Source organism: Streptomyces actinomycinicus, from assembly GCF_016741775.1.
In the GTDB taxonomy this organism is placed as follows: Bacteria; Actinomycetota; Actinomycetes; order Streptomycetales; family Streptomycetaceae; genus Streptomyces; species Streptomyces actinomycinicus.
The window spans coordinates 19,135-44,956 of record NZ_JAERRK010000013.1 but is presented as its reverse complement, the minus strand read 5'-3'; the positions used below and the strand labels follow the sequence as shown (position 1 = coordinate 44,956).

16 protein-coding genes and 1 pseudogene are annotated in these 25,822 nt (G+C 72.6%); 13 read left to right on the top strand and 4 right to left on the bottom strand.

Features of this window, described 5'->3' with window-relative positions; all coding sequences use genetic code 11:
• Nucleotides 1–171: 171 nt before the first annotated feature.
• Both JK359_RS23660 and JK359_RS23655 read left to right on the top strand, forming a co-directional pair.
• Nucleotides 172–4,218 carry a trypsin-like peptidase domain-containing protein gene (locus JK359_RS23660; RefSeq protein WP_201839132.1) on the top strand — a complete coding sequence of 1,349 codons (4,047 nt, stop codon included), beginning with the start codon at nt 172–174 and terminating at the stop codon, nt 4,216–4,218.
• Between the two features lie 239 nt (nt 4,219–4,457).
• Nucleotides 4,458–5,405 (top strand): bifunctional riboflavin kinase/FAD synthetase, encoded by a 948-nt coding sequence (locus JK359_RS23655; protein WP_201839131.1) that lies wholly within the window; start codon nt 4,458–4,460, stop codon nt 5,403–5,405.
• 122 nt (nt 5,406–5,527) lie between these two features.
• On the opposite strand, the gene JK359_RS23650 is transcribed toward JK359_RS23655, so the two are convergent.
• From JK359_RS23650 to eccE, 4 genes and pseudogenes are all read right to left on the bottom strand, one after another.
• A complete protein-coding gene (locus JK359_RS23650; RefSeq protein WP_307788258.1) occupies nt 5,528–9,094 on the bottom strand; it encodes a MinD/ParA family ATP-binding protein in 3,567 nt (1,188 codons plus the stop codon).
• A 561-nt stretch (nt 9,095–9,655) separates the two neighbouring features.
• Nucleotides 9,656–9,712, bottom strand: a pseudogene (locus JK359_RS40210) (hypothetical protein); the annotation flags it as partial.
• A 321-nt stretch (nt 9,713–10,033) separates the two neighbouring features.
• Nucleotides 10,034–10,798 carry a hypothetical protein gene (locus tag JK359_RS23645; RefSeq protein WP_372445464.1) on the bottom strand — a complete coding sequence of 255 codons (765 nt, stop codon included), beginning with the start codon at nt 10,796–10,798 and terminating at the stop codon, nt 10,034–10,036.
• Entirely contained in the window at nt 10,798–12,156 is a 1,359-nt protein-coding gene (gene eccE, locus JK359_RS23640; protein WP_201839130.1) for a type VII secretion protein EccE, read from the bottom strand. Before eccE ends, JK359_RS23645 begins: the two co-directional genes overlap by 1 nt.
• Before the next feature lie 207 nt (nt 12,157–12,363).
• Between eccE and eccB the strand changes: the two genes are divergently transcribed.
• The 11 genes from eccB to JK359_RS23585 all read left to right on the top strand — a co-directional run bounded on the left by eccB (nt 12,364) and on the right by JK359_RS23585 (nt 25,812).
• On the top strand, nt 12,364–13,887 hold the full coding sequence (gene eccB / locus JK359_RS23635; protein WP_201839129.1) for a type VII secretion protein EccB: 1,524 nt from the start codon (nt 12,364–12,366) through the stop codon (nt 13,885–13,887).
• 24 nt (nt 13,888–13,911) lie between these two features.
• Entirely contained in the window at nt 13,912–15,204 is a 1,293-nt protein-coding gene (mycP, locus tag JK359_RS23630) for a type VII secretion-associated serine protease mycosin (RefSeq protein ID WP_201839127.1), read from the top strand.
• Nucleotides 15,205–15,274: 70 nt separating this feature from the next.
• Nucleotides 15,275–16,549, top strand: coding sequence for a hypothetical protein (locus JK359_RS23625; RefSeq protein WP_201839118.1), 1,275 nt, complete (start codon nt 15,275–15,277; stop codon nt 16,547–16,549).
• Nucleotides 16,546–17,637 (top strand): hypothetical protein, encoded by a 1,092-nt coding sequence (locus tag JK359_RS23620; RefSeq protein ID WP_201839116.1) that lies wholly within the window; start codon nt 16,546–16,548, stop codon nt 17,635–17,637. Before JK359_RS23625 ends, JK359_RS23620 begins: the two co-directional genes overlap by 4 nt.
• 430 nt (nt 17,638–18,067) lie before the next feature.
• Nucleotides 18,068–18,478, top strand: a complete 411-nt coding sequence (locus JK359_RS23615) for a DUF2563 family protein (protein ID WP_307788251.1) — start codon at nt 18,068–18,070, stop codon at nt 18,476–18,478.
• 2 nt (nt 18,479–18,480) lie between these two features.
• Nucleotides 18,481–20,259 (top strand): WXG100 family type VII secretion target, encoded by a 1,779-nt coding sequence (locus JK359_RS23610; protein ID WP_201839114.1) that lies wholly within the window; start codon nt 18,481–18,483, stop codon nt 20,257–20,259.
• Nucleotides 20,260–20,349: 90 nt separating this feature from the next.
• Complete coding sequence (locus JK359_RS23605) at nt 20,350–21,594, top strand: S8 family serine peptidase (RefSeq protein WP_372445463.1); 1,245 nt, start codon at nt 20,350–20,352, stop codon at nt 21,592–21,594.
• Nucleotides 21,595–21,727: 133 nt separating this feature from the next.
• Nucleotides 21,728–22,072 carry a WXG100 family type VII secretion target gene (locus tag JK359_RS23600; RefSeq protein ID WP_201839111.1) on the top strand — a complete coding sequence of 115 codons (345 nt, stop codon included), beginning with the start codon at nt 21,728–21,730 and terminating at the stop codon, nt 22,070–22,072.
• 77 nt (nt 22,073–22,149) lie between these two features.
• Nucleotides 22,150–22,449: a WXG100 family type VII secretion target gene (locus JK359_RS23595; protein ID WP_201839109.1), complete on the top strand. Its 300-nt coding sequence runs from the start codon at nt 22,150–22,152 to the stop codon at nt 22,447–22,449.
• Between the two features lie 103 nt (nt 22,450–22,552).
• Entirely contained in the window at nt 22,553–23,515 is a 963-nt protein-coding gene (locus JK359_RS23590) for a protein kinase family protein (RefSeq protein WP_201839101.1), read from the top strand.
• Between the two features lie 116 nt (nt 23,516–23,631).
• Nucleotides 23,632–25,812: a serine/threonine-protein kinase gene (locus tag JK359_RS23585; protein WP_201839100.1), complete on the top strand. Its 2,181-nt coding sequence runs from the start codon at nt 23,632–23,634 to the stop codon at nt 25,810–25,812.
• The last annotated feature ends 10 nt before the right edge of the window (nt 25,813–25,822 follow it).

Below are 25,822 nucleotides of genomic sequence, written 5' to 3'. Positions count from 1 at the left end.
TCCCCCACTCCTAGGGTTATCCAGCAGCTTGTCCCTATTCACCCGACCGGGCAGGCGCTCGGAGTGAACCGGGGGAGCGGAAGGGGGCGCGTTCACCGCGGCATCTGTCCCGCCGATCACCGCGCGCCTACCGTCGGAGACAGGGCACGGGACGGGCGGGGAGGTACGGGCATGGCGGGACGGGGCCCGCGCACCGGAGGCGGGCGCCGGGATCACGGGGACGACCGCGGTCACCGGGACCACTCACGTCACGTGGGCGGTCGCGCAGAACACGAACAGCGCCCGCACGGCGCACCCCGGCCGGCGGACGAGGTCCCCGGCACGTCCGGCGCCGGCACCGGCCGGGTCGAGGCCGCCCTCGTACTGATCCGGGACCTGGCCGGCCGCCCGCGCGGCCTCGGCTTCCTCGCCGACCACGAGGGCACCCTGCTCACCAGCCATGAGGCCGTCGACGGCCTGCCCCGGCTGGTGCTGCACGCGGCGGGGAACGCCACCTGCGTCGTCGGCGCCGACGCCGTCACCCCGCTGCCGGACCTGGACCTCGCCCTGGTGCGCACCGAGGGCCTGGACGTGGAGCCGCTGCCGCTGACCGTGCGGGAGCGGATCGACGCCGGCAGCTACGTACGGATCGTCGCCGGGTGCTGGCGCGAGGCCCGGGTGCTGGCCGCCACCCAGGTGACGTACACCGCCACCGACCGCTTCCACCTCCTCGACGACGCGCTGGAGCTGGCCATCGGCACGGCCGGCCGGGACGCGCTCCGGCTCGGCGGCGGTGCGGCAGGCGGGCCGGTGCTCGACGCGGGCACCGGCGCGGTCGTCGGCGTCCTCGGCACCGCGCTGCACACCGCCCAGCGCGACGTGGGCTTCGCGGTGCCCTTGCGCCCCGCCGACGGCCCCCTCGCCGCGCTGCTCGCCCGTAACGCGCTCACCGTCCCCGGCTACGGGACCGACCTCAACCTCGCCGGCATCCTCCAGCTGACCGCCACCTCGATGGGTCAGGACGGCCCGCCGGGCGTCCTCGCCGGCCGTCCCGCCGCCACCGAACCGGTCGAGCGGGCCGACATCGCCCGCGAGCTGGCCGCGTTCACCGACGGCGACCGGTCCGTCCTCGGGCTCGTCGGCGCGCCCGGCAGCGGCCGCACGACGGAACTCGCGGCGCTCGCCGCCCGCCGTGCCCGGGGCGAGCGGCCCGCGCCCACGCTGTGGCTGCGCGGCGCCGACCTGAACGACACCGACGACTCCCTGGCCGACGCCGCGCGCCGGACCGTCGAGCGGGCCGCCCGGATCGTCGCCGCGTCCCGGGGCGTCCGCCCCGAAGACCTCGGCGACCTCACCCCCGGACACCTGGCCCGCCTCGCCGCCCGTGCCGGCCGCCCCCTGCTCCTCCTCCTCGACGGGCCCGAGGAAATGCCCCCCGTGCTCGCCCACCGCCTGCCCGAATGGACCCATGGCACGGCCGCCTGGCTGCGCGAGACCGGGGCACGTCTGGTGGTGGCCTGCCGCGAGGAACACTGGGAACGCGCGGGAAGCTGCTTCCCGGCGGACCTGCTCCACACACCCCCCGCCCCCGACCCCGACCCCCACCGCCCGTCCGACCCGGGGGAGGGTGCGGGGGCGCGGGGTGCTTCGGCTTGGTTGTCCGGCGTGGCCGGCGCCGTCGACATGCCGGACGGTTCGGTCGGCTGTGCGTGCTCGAGTGCCTCGGCCGGCGCCGGTGGGACCGTGCACGGTCCCACCGGGTGTGACTGCTCGCGCGTTCCGGTCGGCGCCCGTGGGACGGTGCATTGCCTGGTTGGTTGTGACTGTCCGCAGAGCCCGGCCGACCCCGGCGGGACGGTGCTCGACTCGGCCGTCCGTGTGCCCCGGCCCTGTGACTCGGGCGGCCTCGCTGACCGGTCGCACCACACCCCAGCCGGTGACGCCTCAGCTGTCCATGCCCCGGCTCTCGATGCCCCGCCTGGCGACGCCCCGGTTGCCGACGGCCCGGTTGCCGGTGTCTCGGGCGGCGGCGTTTCGGCCGGTCGGCTTGCGCAGCCGGGGTCTGCCGGGCTCCCGCCCTGTCTTCGGCTCGGGGACTTCGGGGTCGGGGAGGCGCGGCGGGCCCGGGTCCGCTACGGCATCCCGGACGGGGTCCTTCTCGAGCGGGACGCGCGGCATCCGCTCACCCTCCGGCTGCTGGCCGAGGTCCGCGCCGCCGTGCCAGACGCCCCGGCCGCCGGACCGGTCGGGCGGCACGAGGTCTTCGCCGCCTACCTGGACCTGATGTGCCTGCGCATCGCGGTCCGCCTCGGCGCCCCCGCCGGCCTGCGCGGCGCGGCGTTACGGCGGCTCGCCGCACGGGTGGCCGGGCAGGTGCACGAGGCCGCCCGGCGCAGCCTGGGACCGGGGCAGGGCGAACTGGACCGTGAGTCGTTCGAGGCGGTGTTCCCCTGGGGACCGGCCCCGGCCCGGCTCGGCGCCGTTACCGGCTGGGCCTCCGCCGTGCTCACCGAAGGCCTCCTCGTGCCGGCCGGCAGCGGCTACCGCTTCGCCCACGAGGAGTTCGCCGACTGGATCCAGGGCATGCACCTCGACCTGGACGAGGCACTGCTCGCCCTGGTGCACCGGGCCGGCGCACCGAGCGAGAGCCGCCCCGTCCCCGTGCCGCACCACCGCGTCGGCCCCGTCGTGCAGGCCCTGCTGCTCCTCGCCCGCGAGCACGGACACCGCCAACTGTCCTTCCGTCTGAGGGAGTTGGCCGACGTCCTGGAACGCGACCCGGACTCCTGGTGGGGCGCCCGGCTGCTCGCCAGGACCCTGCTCCAGGTGCCGGACGCCACGCCGTACACCGAAGTGCTGCGCCTGCTCGCCGACCGCGTCGTCGCCTGGCGCCGCGCCCGGCGCCCCGTGCCGGCCGAGTTCGGCCCCGCCTTCTGGACCGCCCTGCCCGTCTCCGACGCCGAGCGCCTCGACCTGCTGCGCAGGCTCGTACTGGCGGACCCGGCGCCGCCGGCCGCAGCCGACCGCTACCTCGACGCCGTGGCCGGCCTGCTCGCGGACGCCCCGGACGTCGTACAGCCCCTGCTGACAGGCTGGTTCGCCGACGAGCGACCGCTCCCCGCGACCCCGCACGCCACCGTGGCCACCGCCGCGCAGGCGCTGCTGCACACCCACCGGCACGCCGCCCTGGACGATCTCACCGAGGTGCTGGTGGCCTGCGGGCACCGGCGCGCCGACGAGCTGCTCGCCGTCCTCGCCGAGGAGGAGCCGTCGGCCGTCTGCCGGGCCGTCGACCGCTGGGCGCACGACGAGCGCCCCGCACGCCGGGTGGCGGCCGTGGCCTTCGGGCTGCGCGCGGCCCCCTACGTCCGGTCGGACGCGGACCGCGAGCTGCTGCGCTACGCCGCTCTCGCCCTGCTCGCCCGCCCCGCTGACTGCACCCTGCACGGCGGCGCCCTGGCCCTGCTGGTCCGCGACCCGCACACCCGCGACCGCTACCTCACGGAGGCCCTGCGCCACTTCGCCGAAGCCGACCCGCAGTTCCCGCCGGGCGCCCTGGTCCCGGCCCTCGCCACCCACCCGGAGCCGGTCCTGGAGGCCTTCCGCGCCCGTCTCCGCGCCCCGGACGCCGGCGGCCCGGACACCGGTGCGGCCCTGCGCAGCCTCGCCGACGTCACCACTCCGGCCCTGGCCCGCCGGGTCGCCGCCCTCGTCCGGGAGGCGGTGCGGCTGCGCCCGGAGACCGCGGGGCACGTCGCCGGCTACGTCGACCGCCGCCTCGAACAGGGCCCCACCGCCCGCTCGGTCCTCCTGCCCCTCGTCACCGGCCTGCTCGACGGCGGCCCCGAGCAGGTGCGGGCGGCCCTCGCCACCGTGCTCGCCGCCGCCGGCACCCCCGCCTCCCGCCCGCTCCGGCGCGAGCTGCTGGAGTTCCTGCTGGCGCGGGAGCAGGACCCGGCCGTCCTGGACGCCGTCCTGTACGCGGCGGCGGGGCTCGGGGTCGGCCAGGAGGAGGAGGTCCGGGGCCTCGTCCACCGCACCGGCATGCTCCTCGGCCGCACCCCCGAGGGCGCGACCCACTTCGACCGCGGCCTGGTCGATCTCGGCCGGCACGTGCCCGGCTTCGCCGCGCGCATGGCCCGCTGGCTGACCGACACCCCGGACGACTGGGCCGCGGTGGTGGGCCCCAGCGCCCGCCGCATGATCGAGAACTTGGCGGGCGTCCGGGTACCGGCCTGAGCGGAGGCAGGGCGTCCGGGTACCGGCCCGAGCGGAGGCCGGGTACCCGCCCGAGCGGAGGCCGGGTGCCGGCTCGAGCGGGGACCGGGCCTGCGCATACCGGCCCGAGCCGCACCCGTGGACGTGCGCCCCGTCACAGCCCCCATGCCGATGGTGGCGCGGGCCACCCGGCATGGCACCCTTAGACCTGCACAACGAGCTATGGATAGACACGGACAAGGGTTCGAGGAGCGGTCACAGTGCAGCGCTGGCGTGGCTTGGAGGACATCCCCCAGGACTGGGGGCGCAGCGTCGTCACCATCGGTTCCTACGACGGCGTCCACCGCGGCCACCAGCTGATCATCAAGCACGCCGTCGACCGCGCCCGCGAACTCGGCGTCCCCGCCGTGGTCGTCACCTTCGACCCGCACCCCAGCGAGGTCGTCCGCCCCGGCAGCCACCCGCCGCTGCTGGCCCCCCACCACCGCCGCGCCGAACTGATGGCCGGCCTGGGTGTGGACGCGGTCCTCGTCCTCCCCTTCACGACCGAGTTCTCGAAGCTGTCGCCCGCCGACTTCGTGGTGAAGGTCCTGGTGGACAAGCTGCACGCCAAGGCGGTCGTGGAAGGCCCCAACTTCCGCTTCGGCCACAAGGCGGCCGGCAACGTCGAGTTCCTCACCGAGCAGGGCAAGGTCTACGACTTCGAGGTGGAGGTCGTCGACCTCTACGTCACGGGTGAGGCGGGCGGCGGCGAGCCGTTCTCGTCCACGCTGACCCGCCGCCTGGTCGCCGAGGGCGACGTCTCGGGCGCCCGCGAGATCCTGGGCCGCCCGCACCGCGTGGAGGGCGTCGTCGTCCGCGGCGCCCAGCGCGGCCGTGAGCTGGGCTTCCCGACGGCCAACGTCGAGACGCTCCCGCACACCGCGATCCCCGCCGACGGCGTGTACGCCGGCTATCTGCACGCGCAGGGCGAGGCCATGCCCGCCGCGATCTCCGTCGGCACGAACCCGCAGTTCGACGGCACCGAGCGCACGGTGGAGGCGTACGCCATCGACCGCGTGGGCCTCGACCTGTACGGCCTGCACGTCGCCGTCGACTTCCTGGCCTATGTGCGCGGCCAGGCGAAGTTCGAGTCCCTCGAGGCCCTGCTGGAGCAGATGGCCGCGGATGTGAAGCGGTGCCGCGAGATCGTTGCGGCGGACGAGTGAGGCGGTCTGACCGCCGGGACTGACGGCGGAGGCGCATCCGTTCGTTCCAGCCGGTTCGAGGAGCGCAGCGAAAGGGCGGCCGGTGCGCTGTGCACCGGCCGCCCTTTCGCCGTCTCACCGCCCTACTGCTGGGGCGGAGCCTGCGGCGGCTGCTGCTGTCCGTGCGGCGGCTGGGGGTGGGCCTGCGGCTGGGGCTGCGGCTGGGCCTGCGCGGGCTGCTGCGGGTAACCCGGCTGGGCCGGATACGGCTGCTGCGGCGCCTGTTGTCCCTGCGGCTGTCCCTGCGGCTGACCTTGCTGCGGCGGGTACGGCTGCTGGTCCGGCGCGTACGGCTGGGCAGGGGCCTGGGCCTGGGCCGGTGCCTGGCCGGGAGTCTGACCCTGGCCGGGGACCTGAGGGTACGGCTGCTGACCTGGGCCCTGCGGGTACTGCTGCTGGCCGGGGACCTGCTGGTAGGGCTGCCCGGCGCCGTACAGCTGGCTCGGGACCGGCTGCCCCGGGATCGGCTGCCCTGGCATCGCCTGTCCTGGCATCGCCTGGCCCTGAACCGGCTGTCCCGGCATCGCCTGGCCCGGCATGGGCTGGCCCGGCATGGGCGGGGCTGCCACCGGCGGCGGGTTGCCGTCGCTGGTCCACAGGCCGTGCGCCTGCTGGTGCCGGACGAAGTCCTCGGCGACCAGCGCGGCGAGGTTGAAGTACGCCTCGCGCGTCCGCGGCCGCATCATGTCGAGGTCGACCTCGGCACCGGCGGCCAGATGCTCGTCGAAGGGCACGACCACGACCCCGCGGGTCCGCGTCTGGAAGTGCGACACGATGTCGTCGACCTTGATCATCTTTCCGGTCTCGCGGACTCCGGAGATCACGGTGAGGGACCGGGACACCAGGTCCGCGTAACCGTGCGCGGACAGCCAGTCCAGCGTCGTACTGGCGCTGCTCGCACCGTCCACGGACGGCGTGGAGATGATGATGAGCTGGTCGGCGAGGTCGAGCACCCCGCGCATGGCGCTGTACAGCAGACCCGTGCCCGAGTCGGTGAGGATCACGGGGTACTGCCGGCCGAGGACGTCGATCGCGCGCCGGTAGTCCTCGTCGTTGAACGTGGTCGAGACGGCCGGGTCCACGTCGTTGGCGATGATCTCCAGACCGGAGGGCGCCTGGGAGGTGAACCGGCGGATGTCCATGTACGAGTTCAGGTACGGGATCGCCTGGACGAGGTCACGGATGGTGGCCCCGGTCTCCCGGCGTACCCGGCGCCCGAGCGTACCGGCGTCAGGGTTGGCGTCGATGGCGAGGATCTTGTCCTGCCGCTCGGTGGCGAGGGTCGAGCCGAGCGCGGTCGTCGTGGTCGTCTTGCCGACGCCGCCCTTGAGGCTGATGACCGCTATCCGGTAGCAGGACAGCACCGGTGTACGGATCAGCTCCAGCTTGCGCTGCCGCTCGGCCTCCTCCTTCTTGCCACCGATCTTGAACCGGCCGGCGGCTGCCGCGGGCCGCCCGCTCTTGGCCTTCTGCCTCTTGTTGTTGAGCAGCCGGTCCGAGGACAGCTCCACGGCGGCGGTGTAACCGAGCGGCGCGGCACCGGGGTTGGTCGGCTGCCGCTGGTCGTGCTGCACGGGCTGCGGCCACGCGGCACCGGAACGCGGGTCGACCGGGGCGTACGGGGCGTCTGGAGCGGGGCCCGCGTCCGGGCTCATCGCGCTCTGCGCGCTCTGCGGATTCAGCGGGCCTTGCGGGGTCTGCGCGTTCTGTGGGCTCTGTGGGTTCTGCGGAGGCTGGGGGAAGCCGTAACCGCTCGCCTGGGGCCGGGGGGTTGCGGCGTCCTGCTGGGGGAAGCCGTAACCGCCGGGCTCAGCAGGGAGGTTGGGCGCGCCCTGCTGAGGGAAGCCGTAGCCACTCGGCGGGGTGGGGGCGTTGGTGTTCGGCTGGGGGGCCGAGGGCTGCGGGAAGCCGTAACCGCCGGGCGGCGCCGGGGGAGTGGGCGCGCCGGGCTGGGGGAAGCCGTAACCGCTCGGCGGCGTGGGCTCGTTGGGCACCGGCTGCGGCCCGACCCCGGGCGCGGCGGACGCGCCGGGCTGCCCGGACGCGTTCAATCGGCCACTCGGGTTCGCCTGATCGGGTTGGCCCGCCTGGTGGGGCTGACTCACCTGATGGGGTTGGCCGCCCGGAACGGGTTGATGCGGCTGGTGGGGTTGGCCGCCCGGAACGGGTTGATGCGGCTGGTGGGGCTGGGCCTGGGGCTGTTGGCCGGGCTGGTTCGGCTGGTTCGGCTGGTTCCACGCGGCGGGCGCGGGCTGCGGGGCCTGCGGCTGGAACGGCGGCTGCTGGCCGGGCATGCCGACGGAACCCTGCGCGGCCGACGGCTGCGGCTGCGGGTACGGCAGCTGACCGGGCACGGGGCCGGGCTGCTGCGGGCCGGTCTGGTGCGGGCCGGTCTGGTGCGGCGCGGGCTGCGCGGGCCACTGGGCCGCGGACGCCGGGGCGGCCGGCTGGTACGACGGCGGCAGCGGAGGCAGCCCGTCCTGCGGCGCGGGCGGCGGGGTCCAGCCGGGCTGGGCGCCGTGCGGAGCCGGCGGCGCGGGAGGCGCGGCAGGGTGCGGAGCCCCGGCGGCCTGCTCGGACGCGTCGGCCTGCTGGGAAACGCCGGCCTGCTGGGAAACGCCGGCCTGCTGGGACACGCCGGCCTGCTGGGACACGTCGGCCTGCTGGGTTGCACCTCCCTGGACCACAGCGTCCGCCACGACGGCATCCGCCACCACACGGTCCGCCCCTACGGCGTCCGACTGCTCCGATGCGCCGGGCCGGCCGGTGTCGGCGGACGCGGCGGACATGGCGGTGTCGGCGGTGTCGGCGGCGCGGGCGGACTCGCCGGACTCGGCAGTCTCGGTGCTCTCAGTGCTCTCGGAAGAGCCCTCCGACGCGTCGGTCCGCACGGCGTCCGCCGCACCGTTCTCCGCGGCACCCGTCTCCGCGGCAGCCGTCTCCGCCCCGCCGCCCTCGCCCACAGCGTTCTCGGCGCCGGCGCCGAGGCCGACGACATCCGTACCCGCGACACCCTTCCCTGCGGCATCGACCGGATCTCCGCCGAGGGCCTTCTCGGCTCCCGGCACGGCCGAGCCGTCAGCGCCGTCGGCCTGAGCGCTGCCGCCCGGCGCCTCGTCCCCTTCGGACGCGGCGTCCCGGGAGACGACGACCTCGGCCACCGCGCCCCCCGACGCACCGGCCACCGCGCCGCCCGACGCACCGGCCGCCGCCCCCTCCGACGCACCGGCCTGGCCGCCGGAGGACTCCTCGTCAGCGCACGCACCGGCTTCGCCGCCGGAGGGCTCCTCGCCGCCCGGCGCATCCGAGGCTCCGGCGGCCGCCTCCGCGGCGGAACCGGCCCCCGAACCCTCGTCGGCAGCCGAAGCCGAGACCTCCGCGGAGCCCTCGCCGCCGGTCTCACCCGGCGTCCCGGCGGCTGCCGCGCGCTCGGCGATCTCGGCCATCTGGCGTTTCAGGGCGACGGCGGAGAACCGCATGGTCGCCCCGCTCTCCAGGTCCCCGTTGTCCGTCTCGGGCTCGGCAGCGGCGGAAGCGGCCGGCGTCCCCGGCTGGTCAGGCTGCGCCTGCTGCGCGGCCTGCTGCGGCTCGAACCCTTCGGGCAGCCGCGGCATCGGAACCGGGTTGCCGACCGGCGGCGCGGGCTGCACCCCCGGAGCGAACGGCGCGCCCTCGGCCGGAGCGAACGGCGCGCCCTCGGCCGGAGCGAACGGCGCCCCCTCCGCCGGTGCGGCCGGAGAGTACGAAGCCCCGTGAGGCGGAGTGAACCCGCCTCGCTGAGCCGGATCTGCCTGGGGCGGAGTGAACCCGCCTCCCTGAGCCGGATCTGCCTGGGCCGGAGTGAACCCGCCCCCCTGAGCCGGAACGAACGGAGCCCCCTGCGGCGGGGTCTGCGCGACTCCCTGCGGCGGAGTGTGCGGAGCGCCCTGCGGGGGAGCGTACGGAGCCCCCTGCGGCGGACTGAACGCGGTGCCCTGCGGCGGCGTGCCCGCCGGGTGGGCGGCCGGCGGTGGCGGCGTCGGTCCCGGAACCGGTGAACCCGGCGGGAACGGCGGGACGCCGGAGCCGGCCGGAGCACCCGGGTCGCCCGCGGCACCGGTGCCGCCGGTGCCGGCGAAACCGCCCGCGCCGCCCGGTCCCGGCCTCGTACCGGACGCGTTCTGCGTGTACCAGGCGGGTGGAGCGTAGTCGATGGTGAACTCACCGGTGGTCTCGACGGCCTCCGCGTCGGGCTGGTCATCGCCGGGTGTGTCCCAGCCCCCGCGCATCCCGTCCCGATCGCTGCTCACAGTTCCTCCTGGTGTGGTCGAGCACCCTCATGCCGTGCCGGGGCGACCATGTCGTGTCGTACCGAGTCGTCCGTAGTCGTTCGGGGCAGTCCGGTCCAGCGGCCCTCCCCGGGACACCGACGCCCGGCCCACGGGTCCTGCCATCGCGCCCGCTCCCAGCCTAATCACCACGAGCCACACCTCGGCAGGGCCGCCCGCCTCTCCGCACACGCACACCGGGTCGCAGCACGCGCGAGAGCACCCCGTGCGTCCCGCGCAGCCGCCGCGACACCGTGAACAAAAGGGACAGGTAAGGGCAGTTCAGTCCATCCGCCGGGGCGTGCCCAACAATCCGATCTCGGCGTCGGTGGGTTGCGTCAGCACGTACTGCCGGTCACGGTCGGTGCACCACAGCGTGACGCCGTCGGGCAGCGCCGGCAACGACTCCACCTCGGTCCGCGACAGGCCCATGGTGCGCCCCAGTTCGGCCGCCTCGTCCGGCGACACCCGCTGGATACCGGCGAGCCGCGCCTGCCGCAGCAAGCGGGGCGCGACCGGGCTGAGGTACGGCAGCAGCGTCAGCACCGACTGCCAGGGCCCGGACACCACTCGCCCGCGCGGGGGCCGCATACCGCAGTCCCGCACCACCAGCACGGGCGTACCCGCCGAGGCGCCCTGCGGCGGCACCCGCCCGACGTCGTACACCGACAGCCCGTTCTGCCCGCCGCCCATGGCGTGCACCATCTGCATCCAGGCCTGCGGCCGCCCGGTCTCCACAGCGACCCGGGCACCGGTGGCGGCGGAGCGCAGTGCCATGACCTGCGCGGTCCACAGGCCGCCGATGAGCACCATGTCGTACGCCGTCGGACGGTTGACGCCGAGCACCGCGGGCTGACCCTCGCTGTTGACGCCGACCACCACGCCGTCGTCGCCGATGGGCAGAGTCAGTGCGTCGGCCTGCTCCGCGGTCAGCGTGTGCCGCCGGTGACGGGGACCCAGCAGGCCGAAACCGGTGCGGAGCCGCTCACCCAGGCTCGGGTGCGAAGGCGCCGGACCGGACGGGTCCGGTGTGGTCGTCATGGCCATCAGCGGGCACCTCCGAGCGGCAGGGTGGCCAGAACGCCGGGGAGCTGTTCCCGGTCCAGACGCGCGAGCCCGGTCCGCTGCTGCTGCGCCGCCTGCTCCAGTTCGCGCCGCGCGTCGGTCAGTTCCTGCTTGCTGCGGCCGGTGATCCGCACATGCCCGGTGACGGTCACGTCCTGCTGCGTTCCCTTGGCCAGGGTCAGGCTGAAGGTCGTGGCCAGCGCGGGCACCGCGGTCAGCTGGGCCACCAGCTGGGCCAGCGAGCCACCGGATCCGCCCAACTGCGGCCAGCGGCGCACCCAGTAGGTGGTGTGCCGGCGGTTGTCGCAGCGCCAGCTGCGGCTGGACTCCTCGGTACGGCGCTGCGGCGCCTCGCCGCGGCCGGCCTGCGCCGTCACCATCGGGTTGGCGCACGCCGAAGTCGCGATCGCGGCCGTCAGCTCCTCCTCGGTGAGCACGCTGGCCCGGAACCCGGCACCGGTCAGGCGGCTCGCGAGGTGATCGGCCGAGCGGGCGAGGCACTTCTGCGCCCCCGGCAGGCCGCCGCCGCGCGCGGCCACCGCCTCCGGACACAGCTCGGGGTCGAGCTTCAGCGCGATCCAGGTGATGCGGACCGCGGGGGATCCGGTCTGGGCCTGCAGCGGCGCGTAGTTGCTGACCACGACCGACTGCTGGGGCAGGTGCAGCGCGGGCGCGGGCTGCGTGTGCACGACGATCTGGGCCGACTCCAGCCGGATGCCGTCGACTTCGAGGACGTCCCGGACGAGGGCTATGGGCAGCGGCCTGCGGCCACGCTCCGCGCGCAGGGCGTCGACGTCCGACTCCACCTGGAGCACAGCGGTCAGGAAGCCGCCGTCGCCCACCATGCCGACCGGCCGCTGGTCGCGGTCGACGCCGCGGTTGTGGCTGTACGTGCGCAGAGTCGGGTCGCACTCCACGGCCGGCGCCAGACCGGAGTCGGTCCCCGGAGGCACCGGCGTGCCGGCCGCCCGTCGTATGCGAGCGCGCATCGCCAGCAGGGTGCCGAGCCACTCCGGCAGGGACCGACCCCGCCGCCGGACGACGGCCAGGACCACGAGCACCGCGGCGACGGGTGCGGTGGCGATCAGGGCCACCATGCCGAGGAGCCACCCGCACAGCACGAGTGCGGCCGCGATCTCCAGCAGCACCAGCCGCTGCACCGCGAACGAACCGCCGCGCCCCGAACGGGACTCCAGGCGCGGTGCCACCGAGCCCTGCGAGGGCGTTGACGTCCGCTGGGCGTCGCGCCGGGAGGAAGAGCCGCGGCCACCCGACCGGCGCGGGCCGCTCGATCGTGACCCCGATTGCGATCGCGACCGGGTCCGCGCTGCGGAAGCCATCACTTCAAAACCCCCGAACTCTCCCGAAAACCCTTGCGCTCCGGTCCCTTCAAGCCCTGAGCACCCTACCCGTGCCACGAGCACGTCCACGCAACAGGCATAGTAGGGGCCGGGTCTGACAGTCGAGGCACCAGAGGCAACCGAGGGCGGGGGACCGGATCTTCACAGGTCCCCCACGGCTCCGCAACGGGGAGAGAGCGGACACAGATGGCATCACGGCGGGACGAACTCAACGCCTACACCTTCGCGAAGCGCCGCACGCTCGCATCATTCCTGCAGCCCTCCCCCTCCGGCTCGGAGGAGGGCGCTCCCAAGCCGCTGGGCGCGCTGGTCCCCGGCGTCGTCGTCGGTGTCGTGGTCCTCGCGGTGTTCGGTGCGATCGGCATGTTCAGCCCGACGGCACCCAAGGGGTGGGACGAGCCGGAGGAACACGTCATCGTCGCGAGTGACTCGACCACCCGCTACGTCGTCCTGAAGACGGGCAAGCAGAAGCAGCTCCACCCGGTCCTCAACATGGCCTCGGCCAAACTGCTCCTGGACCCCAGCAAGGCCGGCGTCATCACCGTCGACGAGAAGATCCTGGACAGCGGCAAGCCACCACACGGCGCCACCATCGGCATCCCGTACGCCCCCGACCGACTGCCCTCCTCGGACGAGGCCGAGGCCGCCAAGCACTGGGCGGTCTGCGAGCGCCCCGGCGACGGCGGCCGGGCCATCCAGAAGGCGGCGTTCGTCCTCGCGCAGAAGGACTGGTCCAAGACGGAGGGACCCCACAGGCTCACCCACGGCGACCTGATGTACGTCGTCGGCCCGGACGGCAAGACCCAGTACGTCGTCGACGCGCGGGGCACCGCGTACCAGATCGCGAACCCGGACGACAAGGAACTGCTCAAGGCCCTCGACACCCAGGGCCGCCCCCCGCAGCGCGTCTCCCAGGAGTGGCTCGACACCCTCCCCAAGGGGGACAAGATCGTGATACCGACGATCGACGGCACCCCCGGCGCCAAGGCGAACGCGGGGATCATGCCGGAGCAGTACGACAAGGTCGGCGAGGTCATCAAGGCGTACGACGGCCAGGCGCTGCGGTACTACGTCGTCCTGCAGGGCAAGGTGGCCCGCATCTCCGAGTTCACGGCCACGCTGCTGCTCAACAGCAGCCAGCTCCTGGGCGTCGGCCAGGCCGGGGAGGCGCACAAGGTGAGCCCCGGAGCGGTCGCGGACAGCACCGCGTTCGACGAGGACAAGACCTGGCCGGCCTACAAGCCGAGGACGGTGAACGACGGCACCAGCGCCACCAGCGGCCGCAACACGGTCTGCAACGTCCTGCGCTCGGTCGGCGCCAAGGGGAAGACCACCCTGTCGACCTGGGTGGGCAAGGACTTCCCCGCCCAGCTGCCCACCGGTTCCTCCAGCGGATACGTCACCCCCGGCTCCGGACAGCTCTACCGTCAGTTCCAGGGCACCGAGACCACGGTCGGCGGCGTCTTCCTGGTGACGGACACGGGCCTGCGCTACGCCCTGCAGTCCAACAGCGACAGCGCGACCGACGACAAGGGCATCGGCACCTCCGCCAAGAGGCGCAAGGAGGAGCCGGCCGAAGCGAAGATCGCGCAGACCCACCTCGGCTACGAGAACGTGACGCCGACCCCCGTTCCCAAGGCGTGGTCGGTCTTCCTGCCGACGGGCCCGCGCCTGTCGGAGGCGGCGGCGCGGCAGCCGCAGGGCTCGTAACGGCGGGCGGAGGAGAACGGACCCATGCTGAAGCCAAGCACGTCGAGGGCCGCGACGGCGGGGACCACGGGCCGGGCGGCGGCCCTGGTCGCCGCGGTGGCCCTCACCGCCACGACCACCGTGATCGCCCTCCCCGCCGCTCCGGCCCTCGCGGACGACGGCCAGTGCACCTTCCCGTCGAAGCCCTACGCGGGCCGCCCCTGGTCACTGCAGCGCGTCAACCTGGACGAACTGTGGGCGCAGGCCACGGGCAAGGACGTCCGGGTAGCCGTGATCGACACCGGAGTGGACGTCAAGAACCCGCAGCTCAAGAAGGCTGTGGACGCGTCGAAGGGGAAGAACTTCCTGCCGGAGGAGAACTCCAAGGGCGAGAAGATAGACCGCGGGAACGGTTCGGGCACCACGGACACGGTCGGCCACGGCACGCGCGTGGCCGGCATCATCGCGGCCCGTCAGGTGAAGGGGACGGGCTTCGTGGGCCTGGCCCCGGACGCGACCATCATCCCGGTCAAGCAGAACGACGCCGAAGGCGACGGCACCGCCGACACGCTCGCCACGGCGATCACGTACGCGGTCCACGCGGGCGCCGACGTCATCAACATCTCCCAGGACACGTCCAAGGCGCTCTCCCCGAAGGACTCGACCCTCAAGAACGCCATCGACGCCGCCCTGGACCGCGACGTGGTCGTCGTGGCATCGGCCGGGAACGACGGCCTCGGCGGCAACGTCAAGGTGACGTACCCGGCGTCGTACCAGGGTGTCCTCGCGGTGGCGGCGTCCGACCGCAACAACGAGCGCGCGCCCTTCTCACAGTCGGGAGATTTCGTCGGGGTCGCCGCTCCCGGCGTCGACATGATCTCCACGGTGCCGGGCAACGGCCACTGCTCGGACAACGGCACGAGTTTCTCGGCGCCGTACGTGGCGGGTGTGGCGGCCCTGCTGAAGGAGAAGTACCCCAAGTGGACGGCCGAGCAGATCGTCGCCCAGATCGAACAGACCGCGGAACGCTCCATCCCGGGACGTGACCGGCTGGTCGGGTGGGGGGTGGTGGACCCCGTGAAGGCACTGACGGACGTGGATCCCGCGCATCCCGTCGAGTCGCCGCGGCCGGTGGACGGTGTGGCCCGAGGTGAAGCCCCCTCGGTCACGCCCCTGCACTTCGGCGAGACCGCGGAGGAACGGAACAGCCGTATGGCGACCTACACGGTCGTCGGTGGCCTGGTCGTGGTCGCGGGCCTGGCCGGCACGGCCGTGGCGGTCCGGGACGCACGGCGCAGGCGGGCAGGGCGAGCGGGGGCCGGCCCATGGGCGCGTTGACCGGGTTGAACCTCCTCGGCCCGGTCCCTGCGCCCGGGAACCGGCTCGATGTCTCGGAGCGGAAGGCGGAATGCTGAGCACCGCCAGGGGGGTGCTCAGCCGGATCCCGGCGAAGCTGCGGCTCCCCCTGGCCGGGACGGTGGCCCTGGCGCTGCTCGCCGCCGGCCTGACGCTGTTCCTGCCCGACCCGGACGGCGGCCGTCTCGCGGCCAACAGGGCACAGTTGAAACGGGCCTGCGGAGGCCTGCTGCCCTACAGCGAACTCGTCGGCCACGTACCGGACGACGCCGAAGGGACCCTCGACCAGTACGGAACCCTGCTGCAACCCGGTCAGGAGAGCCGCTCGCTGCTGCACTGCTCACTCGAGTGGGAAGGACACGGCGGCGTACACGTCGAGGCCGCCACGCTCGTCAATCACCTGCCGTACGAGCTGAAGACCGACGACCTCCTGGCGCCGGGCCATGAAGCCCCGGGCGTCACCGGCCGCTACGGCGACGACAGCAAGCGACTCTGGATCGTCGCCGAGTGTCCGAGAGGCCTGACCGGGCGTGCTCGTCCGTCGGCACAGATGTACGTGACCGCTTACCTGGACAAGGCGTCCGTCCGCACGGAGTTCCGCCTCGCGGTGGCGGTCGCCGACGCCATCGCGCAGCGGGAGCACTGCGGTACGACGCCGGCGCCACCCGGGAGCGCACCGAAGGTCCCCGCCCGAGTGATCGACACCTACCAGGAACACGACGCGGACGGAGGCCCGGTCGAGGAGGGCGACCACGACTCGGTCCGCGTGGACCGGCCGGGCCGGGGCATCGCGAAGTGCGCCTGGATGGCGGCCGAGGGATCCGCACCGCTACGGGGTACATGGATCACGACCGGCGACCTCCAGCAGTCCCGGCTGCTGAACGTCTGCCAGGGCAGGCGCTGGGACGACGGGAAGCTCGCCTACACCGACCCGCAACCCGCCGGCCTGGAACCCGTCACCGCCGACGCGGCCAGCTGGGCGGGCGACCTGGGCCGCAGCGCGTACCGCAACTACGAACTCGACGGCGAACACCCCGGCCTTGCCGACAAGCCGGACACCATCCACGACGAGGACGCCGTGCTCGCCCTCTGGGCCCGCTCGGAGTGCGCGGCGGGGACGACGTACCACCGCGTCTCGGTCCACCCGAACCTCGACGACCTGGGCGACGGACAGGGCGGAATCCGCCTGACCCGCGCACAGCGCAAGGAACTCTCGGCCGGGGTCCGCACCCTGTTGAACAGGTATCTGAACGCTCCTGGCGGATGGCCGAGGACACAGCATTGCCACGACACGAAGGTGCTGGGCGAGGTGGAGCAGTGGACGTGAGACGCAGGCGCATCATCCGCACCACGGCGCTCGCCTCCGCGGGAGCCGTGGTGGCGGTCGGCGGCTTCCTCTGGCTGTACGGCATGAACGACCGCGCGGTGGAAGGAGCCTGCGGCGGCATGCTGTCCGTGGCCGACGTGCGCGCGGTGCTGGGAGAGGACCGCCTCGAGGTGAACAGCAGATCCGGCAACGGGATCGCCACCTGCGAGTTGAGCGCCCCGGGCGACGGCCGCAGCGCGAAGGTGAGCATCGTCGACACGAGCCGCATCGGCACCCGCACCTGGTTCTCGCCGCCCCTCGCCGGCGGCTCGGCCGGGGACATGCTGTCCGTACCGGTCGGACAGGGCTGGTCCGGCCTCGTGGCCGCCGGCAGCGACGACGGCGAGGCCACCACCACACTCACCCTCACCTGCGGCGGGGGCAGCAGGAAAACGTCCGCGGGCAAGCAGGTCGAGGGCCTGGCGGTGACGGTCACGACGAACCTCGGCACGACGCTCGACGACCCGGCCGACCGCCCCGCCTACGTCCGCATCGCCACGGGAACGGCGGTCGAGGCCGCCAAGGCCTACGGCTGCGTGACCCGCCTGGGCCACCGACCCGTCCGGACGGTCGGCCTGCCCGTATCCGAGGAGGAGTTCGAGCCCCTGAGCCACACATCGGGCACGTGCGCCGGCATCCCCGCGGCCCCTGGTGTCACGACGGCCCGCGAGACGGCACGCGCCCGGGCCCCGTTCGAGACGTGCCTCCTGGGCGACGACGGCCTGGGCAACCACCAGTACACACTCCAGGCCTCCTTCGGCGCCTACGCGTCCCAGCTCAAAGCCGGTTACGAGGAAACGCACCACGGCTCGGAGCCGACACCGGCCGATGCGGCGAAGGGGCAGATCCGGGAAGGCAACGCCTACTGGGGGACCGCCGCATGCCCCGCCGACCACGGCGAGCGGGCGGTCTTCCTCGTCCGCCGTACGACGGCCGGGGACGCCCCGCGCCCGACGTCGGCGGAACGCACCTACGCCAGAACGATACTTCGCGCCTTTGCCGAGCGTTCGGCAAAGGCGCACGGGTGTTCCGCGCCCGTGACACCGTGACGGCCGCGCGCCACGAAGCGCACCGGCAACTGATGGTCGTCCGGACGAAGTTGGCGGACGCGTGCAGCGCGATCGGACGTGGAGGTTTGATGAAGATTGCGCGCGCGTGACGCTCCCGCACCGCCGAGCGCGCTCACCGTCGGCCGACGGCACGTGGCCCACGGTCGCGCCCCGGGTGCGCACCGCTTCACTGCAAACCGGCAATTAGGGCAAAGCGTGGCACGTGAGTCTGTCGCGTAACCGAGTCAACACATGGGCTCGGTTGGACCGGTTGGGCAGGTTGACTAGAGTGGTAAACGCGTTGTGATGCGCGGCTCGCTTTGCGATCGTACGGCGAGCGGGTGGTCGGTCCTCGTTCCGATGGGCCGATGGATGTACGGGGAAAAAAACGGGGAGGAGCGTCGTGCTTCCGTCAGACATGGTGGGGGGCGTGTCGGCGACCAGGGCGGCCAACCTGGAGGCCAGTGGCCACGCTCTGGACAAGTTCGTGGGTCAAGTCGACGAAGTCCTTGGCGCACTTGAGAAGTCCGCAGGCAATCCGACGAAGGTCAGCGCCCAGACGATCAGGTCCACGTCGCTGACCTCGGGGGCGGAAAGTGTCTTTCCTGAGGCACACGGCCTGTACAAGCAGTACACGCGGGTCCATCACGAGTTGACGACCCTGTCCAAGACCTTGCACTTGCAGATCGAGGCGATCGGCATCGCGGTCCATGGCGCACACAAGGGCTTCGACAGCCTCGAAGAGGAACAGCGGCAGCGGTTCTGGGCTATTCAGACGGAGATCAAGGAACTGCGCGACGAGAAGCACGGCAACGGTGAGCAGACCGGTACGGGGTACTGACGATGGCAGACAACAAGCACGAAAAAGACCTGGGCCGCGTCTCTGAGCAGAATTCCACGACGGACATCGTCCGAGGCGTCGAGGACGGCTCGTTCCCGCTCCCGTTCGTCGAACCGCTGCGCCCGGTGGTCGCAGCCACTCCTCTGGGGCGTGTTGTCGCTTCCAGGACGGACTTCGACAAGCGCGATCTCGACCTGAACGAGATGATCGACCTGGTCGAGCAGACGGACCCGGAGGACCTGGAGACCTCCGGCAAGGCTCTGTGGGATGCGCGCGACGCCATCAAGAAGGCCGCCGACGACCTCAAGGCGCACATGGAAAAGGTGCATTGGGTCGGAGAATCGGGTAACGCATTCCGCGGCTGGGGCGACGGTCTCGTCACCAACACGCACCACCTGAGCGCGTTCGCCGGCGCCGCGGGCGACCAGATCACCGCCGCCGCCGTGGGGCTCGCCTCCGTGCGTGGTGGTATGCCGGCCCGGGACCCGGCGAACCGGAAGCGGCCCAAGGACTTCACCGATGCGGAGAAGGCGGCGAACAAGGCCGACTACGACGACGCCGTCAAGGTGGAGCAGCACCGCCAAGAGGCCATCAACCAGATGAACCGGTTGGCGTCCTACTACGCCGTGTCGGAGGAAATGCTGGCCTCTCTCCCGGCGAAGGACCAGACACCGGATTTCACGTCGATGCCCGAGGTCGGCGTGCCTCGGCCGAAGTACGGCAGCGCATACGGGGTCGGTCGTCCGGAATCGGCCACCGGCTCGCACGGAGGCACCGCATCGGCTTCTGCCGTCGGGCACCACACGACGGTGACGCCTGACGTTGCCAGGCATGCCCCGGGCGAGACCGCAACCACCCCGCCTCACGTTCCGACGACGGACACCACTCACAAGGTGCCGACCATCCCCGACGACCCGGTCGGTACGAACATCGACAGTACGGGAACGCTGCCTCCGCCCACGACCACACATACGACCGGCCCTACTCCACCGGTCACACCGCCGACAAACTCCACCCCGCCCGATGTGCTGAATGGCGGCGGTTACCGGATTCCGATGCCCAACACCACAACGGGCCGAGGCCCTGTCGGCACGGGCGGATACCGCACCCCTCCGTTCGGTCAGGGCCGCACGGGAACGACGGGACCGACCGGCCCGAGCGCCGGACGGCCTGTGGGGCAAGGGCCCATGAACCAGATGGGGCGCACCACCCCGACGGGGCAGCCCGGTGCCAGGAACACCACCCCGCCCTCCCCGATGGGCCGTGCGGTCACCGGCGGTACACAGCGGGTCGGCGGCCCCGTACCGCGAGCGAACAGCGGGCCGACCACCGGCGCAGGCCGGTCCAATGGAGTGGTCGGGGGACGGCCCACGCCCACGGGTGGTTCGGCCAAGAACGGGGCGCGCATTCCTCGTGGCACGGTCATCGGTGGTGAGGCAGCGGCCAACTCGCGGCCCGCGACCGGCCGTGTCGGCCAGCGCGGCGTCGTCGGAGCGCCCGAGTCGGCGGTACGGCCCGGTTCGAAGGCGGCCGGCTCCCGTGCAGGAGCTGGGACGCCCGAGACGGTCACGGGCAAGCCCACGGGGCGCAACTCCGCCGCAGGAGCCGAACGCAACGGCATGACGCGTGGCGGCGCCGGCCTCGTACGAGGTGCCAGCCGCAACGGCAAGCCTGAGGGCGAGGAGCAGCAGGGATCGCAGCGGCCTGACTACCTGGTCGAGGACGAGGAAACACACCTGCCCGACAAGCCCCGGCGTGATGTACCGCCGGTGGTCAACTGAGCGCGAGCGAGGACACGGAAGACGATGAAGTCAGGGAACAGCCGACGAGCCGAGCGTGCCACGCTCCCGGGAACGCGCAGCGGTAGACGAGTGCGCGCCGTGGGCGCGGCTGTCGGCGCCCTGGTGGCCGCGACCGTGGGTTTGGCTCCGAGCGCCGTCGCTGGCGACGTTCAGTCGAAGCAGTGGTACCTGGGCCCGATGCAGGCCGAACAGATGTGGAAGGTAAGCACGGGCAAGGGCGTCAAGATCGCCGTCATCGACACCGGTGTGAAGGCGGACACTGCATCGCTCAAGGGGCAGGTCCTGGCCGGCGAAACTCCCAAGTCGGTTGCCTACGGTGCCACAGCTGATTATTCCGGCCACGGAACGACCATGGCCGAGTTGATCGCGGGCACGGGAGCAGGGGGCGGCCTGAAGGGCTTGGCGCCGGAAGCGAAGATCGTTCCGTATCGGATCCGGCTCGAAGGCTTGAAGGGTGGGGCCGCGGAAGCGAAGAAAACCCCCGAGCCCGAAGCGGCGATCAGGGCGGCAGCCGACACCGACGCGCGGATCATCAGCATGTCGTTCGGTGAGACGGCGCCCATGCCCAAGGTGGAAGAGGCAATCCAGTACGCAGCCTCAAAAGGAAAGCTGCTGATTGCCGCGGTGGGTAACGAGGGTGAGAAGGCCGGGGGATCCATCGGATACCCCGCGGCATTCTCGTACGTGGTCGGCGTCGCCGCGTCCGATGAGTCCGGTACGGTCTCGAAGTTCTCCTCGTCCGGAGGGTACGTCGACTTTGCAGCACCGGGACAAGATTTCCCCGGATGGTGTGACGCGACGTTCCGCTCCTACTGTGACGACATGAACGGGACAAGCGCGGCAGCCGCGATCACCTCGGCGTCCGCCGCCCTGATCTGGTCGGCGCACCCTGACTGGACGGTGAACCAGGTAACCCGTGCTCTGGTCGATACGGCCGGTCGCAAGTGGCCCAAGGACGATCCGAGCAAGTACCTCGGTTACGGCACTGTTCGGCCGCGCCTGGTTCTGGCGAATGCCGGCTACAACCCCGGCCCCGCGAACGTCGACCCCCTTGCCAAGGAGAACGGCGGAGACCTCCTCGCCAAGTCCGGAACCTCCTCGGCGACTTCCTCCTCGTCCTCTCCCTCCCCCTCCGCATCAACCTCGTCACAAGCCCCGGAAAAGGGTTCGTCCGGGGGGACTTCGGCGGCAGGATCAAGCGCGGAATCGTCGAACGACAACAACACCCTCTGGGTCGCGCTCGGCGCGGTCGCCGCGATCGTCGTGGTCGGCGGTGGCGCTGCGGCCGTCGTCCGGGCGCGCCGCGCCAGGTGACGTCGTCAGCCGTCTGTAGCCCCGTGATCTCCGGACAGGGCATGCAGTACGCGTTCACCGCCGTACCACACCGGGCGGCGGTGGACGAAGACAGTTGGACCGGTGAGACAGACAGAGAAAGGGCCGGGCTGACATGGCCGAGAACAAGCAGAAGCTTGAAGATGCATCAGTAGTCAACCTGCAGAAGCAGATGCTCGAGAAGTACGAGGGCATCCGCAAGCGGGTGCACGGCCTCCAGGGAGTGATCGACGGCCTCGAGGGCCAGTGGCACGGTATCGGTCGTGCCGCCTTCGACTCGAAGCAGTACGAGATCAACCAGTCGCTGCGGGCCATCGGCGGCATCCTCGGTGAAGTCATCGAGGCCATGACCGCGACGCGCAACATCAAGGACAGCAAGGAAGACGAGGTGCGCGCGGCCGTCAACAAGATCGACGTCCGGGACGGCGCTCCGACGGTCTCCCCGCTCAGCTCCTACTGAGCCGAGCGGCGCTCAGGGCTTCTGCCGGGCAGCCGGCACACCGACCAGATTCACATCAGCGAGACGAGGTAACAGGGATGGCCAACAACGCTGACGGCCTGTCAGTAACTTACGACGGGCTCGACGTCGCGGCGACCAAGATCGGTAACGAGGCGAGCCAGCTCGAGCAGGACCTGACGGAGCTGCGCCGTCTGGTGGTGAGCAGCCTGCAGTACTGGGAGGGTGCGGCCCAGGACACGTTCAACGAGAAGCTGCAGCACTGGGACAAGGAAGCGAACGACATCCACCAGGCGCTGACCGGTATCGGCCACGTCGTCGCCCAGTCCGGCGGTACGTACATGGAAGGCGACAAGAAGGCGGCCAGCTACTTCCGGTAGGACGGGGCTCGCAAGAAGCAACTCCAGGGTGGGCGCGCGCGGGAGGCGCCCACCCTGCTGCTGTGCCGAGCCGTCGACCGGAGCCGGAGGACGAAGAAGGAACATGCGCACGCCAGGCACAGGACAGACACCCCGAGGTGCTCGACGGTTCGGCCCGTACACCGTCGTCACCCGCCTCGACGCCGGCATCCCCGCCCACACCCCGGTCCCCGAGCACCGCTTCATCGCCCGCAGCGCCGACGGTGACCGCACCGTACTGCTCAGCAGCCCCCTGGCGACGGCCGACCCGCAGCGGTTCATGGCCGAGGCCGACGCCTCCCGGTATCTGCTCGGACCCTGGGTGCTGCCGGCCGTCGAACTCGCCGCCCCCGGCGAGCAGGCGTGGCACGCGCGCCCGTACCTGCCCGCGCTCCCGCTGCCCGTGGCGCTCGCCGTGCACGGCGGCCCCTTGCCCGAGCGGACGGTCCGGGCGCTCGCCGTCGCGCTGGCCGAGAACCTCGCCGTGATACACGGACAGAACCTGACCCACGCGGGACTCTGCCCGTCCGCCGCGCTGATCGGCGCGGACGGCCCCCGGCTCACCTGTTTCGGGGCGGTACGGGCCGCGGGACCGGACGGTGCCCCACGCCGGGAGTCGGCCGGACTCGATCCGGGCAGCCTGCCGCCCGAGCAGGCCACGGGCGGGCAGCCCCGCCCACTGGGCGACGTGTACGCACTGGGCGCCACGCTCGCCTATGCCGCCACCGGCTACACGATGCCGGAACGGGAAGAACTGCCGCCCGCGCTGCGCTCGCTCGTCACGCGGTGCCTCTCGCGTGACCCGGTCCACCGGCCGCAGCTCTCGCAGGTCATCGATGAGCTGGCGGGGGATGTCGCCCCCTCGGGCATCCCGGCGGGATTCGCTTCACCCACGCGCGCGGAGGCGTTGCTCGGTCCCGGATGGCTGCCCGGCCGAGTCGTCGCCGCCATCGTCCACCAGTCGGCCTCCGTGCTGGCCGCGGAGGTGGCGGTACCGGCGCCCGCGCAACCGTCGCCACCGGGTGGCTCACCGGCCCCGGCCGCCTGACCCCTTGCCGGGCGGTTCACCGGCCCCGGCCGCCTGACCCCCCGGCCGGGTGGCTCACCGGCCCGGCCGCCTGAACCCCACCACGCCCCAGCTCCCGCCACTGAGACAAGAACCCCATGCCGACTCCCCTCACCCACGACGATCCCGTCGCTCTCGGCCCCTACCGGCTCCTCGCCCGGCTCGGCAGCGGAGGCATGGGTACCGTCTACCTGGCCCGCTCGGCCGGCGGGCGTACCGTCGCCCTGAAGACCATGCACGCCGGCATCGCCGCGGACCCGGCGGCCCGTACCCGCTTCCGGCTGGAGGCGGATGCCGCCCGGGTCATCGGCGACCGGTTCGGGGCACGGGTGATGGACGCGGACCCACTCGCAAAGACGCCCTGGCTGGCCACGGAGTATGTGCTGGGGCCGCCGCTGGACGAGGCCGTCGAAAGCGGGGGACCGCTGCCCGAGCAGTCCGTACGCGCGCTGGGCGCCGCCCTGTGCTCGGCGCTCGGCCAGCTGCACCGGTCGGACGTCGTGCACCGTGACCTCAAGCCGTCCAACATCCTCGTCACGGCCTACGGGCCGAAGGTCATCGACTTCGGCATCGCCCGGGCCATCGGCGACGACCGGCTGACCCGTGCCGGCGCCGCGGTCGGAACCCCGGCGTTCATGTCGCCGGAACAGGCCGCCGGGCAGGACCATGACGCGGCCGGTGACGTGTTCGCGCTCGCCGGGGTACTCGTGTACGCGGCGACCGGGCGGGCCCCGTTCGGCCACGGGCAGGCCGCGGACCTGCTGTACCGGGTGCGGTACGCGGAGGCGGACCTCAGCGGCGTACCGGCCGCGCTCGTACCGCTGCTCGCCCGTTGCCTGGCCAAGGAGCCGGGGGAGCGGCCCACGACGGAGCAGTTGGCGGCCGGACTCCACGACGGAAGCGGTGAGTTCGCCGAGCACCTGCCGCCCGGGCTGCTCGCGGACATCGGCCGGCGGGCCGCCGAGGTCTGGCGGCCGGCGCCCCCGCGGCTGCCGGCACAACCGGTCGAGGCCGGCCACGACATGGTCACCTCACCGGCTCGGCACGGTGCCTCGCGCCGCCGGTTCCTGGCCGCCGCCGGCGGCGCACTCGCGGTGTCCGCGGCCGCGGGCGGAGGCGTGTGGTGGTACCGAGGGCGCCGAGCCGTTCCGGCCGGGGCGGAGAAGAAGGAGCCCGAGCAGACCCGCAACCTCGAGCCGTTGTGGGAGAACAACGGAAGCGACCTCGACGTCTTCGGCTGGGGCCTGCTCGCGCCCTACCACGCCAACGGATCGATCTGGCTGAACCTGCACGCGATCGCCAAGCGCCTCGACCCGTCCACGGGACAGCTGCAGGAGAAGATGCCGTTCGACACGGACTGGTGGCAGGCCACGGCGGCGAACGGCCGGCTGTACCTGCTCGACACGGACTTCACCGGGAACGGACGTTCCATGGTGATCGCGGCTTGGGACGAGAAACAGAACTACATCCATCCGACCTCGACCCGTCTCGAGGCCGCGTCCGCCGAGATCATGCCGAACCAGCTCCTCTGCATCTCCGGCGATGTCGCCTACGTGGCGGTGGGCTACGGCAAGGCCCCGGAGGACAAGGGATTCTCGGACTCACAGATCTGGACGCTGCGTGCCGCCGATCTCAGGACCGGCAGGACGCTCTGGAACAAGCCGCTGCCGAAACGGTCCGGCAAGAGCAAGCGGCTTCACTTCCTCGCCGCGAAGGTCGTCGGCGACCGGCTGGTGACCCATCAGGAACCGGCGGACGGCAAGGTGCACATCGTCGTACGCGACACCCGCGACGGAACCGTCCTGTGGGACGAGCCGTACGACGCCGACGGCCCCGACTCCCTCCGGAGCGGCATCGCCGCCGACGAGAACCACGTCTACCTCGGCGGCGCGCGGCTGCGCGCCCTGCGGCTCAGCGACGGGGGACAGGCCTGGGCCCTCAGGAGCGGACAGGCGTACAGCCCGCCGACCTTGCACGAGGGCGTGCTGTACACCGTCGGGGAGGGTGCAGGACTCACGGCGGTGGACGCGGCTCGGGGCAAGACCCTGTGGACCGAGACGACAGCCGAGGCGGACAGGGCGTACACGGGCTGGCGGCCGATCGTCGGCACGCGGTACGCGTACTACAAGAACGGGCTGCAGCTGCGGGCCGTGTCGCTGTCGGACCACACGACCGCCCTGACCTTCAGGACGACCGCGGAGCACTTCCACACGGACACCCGGGCGGGGCTGATCCTCGGCGTGGACCCCGGCCTCATCTCCGCCTACCCGCTCAAGTGATCCCTCGGCA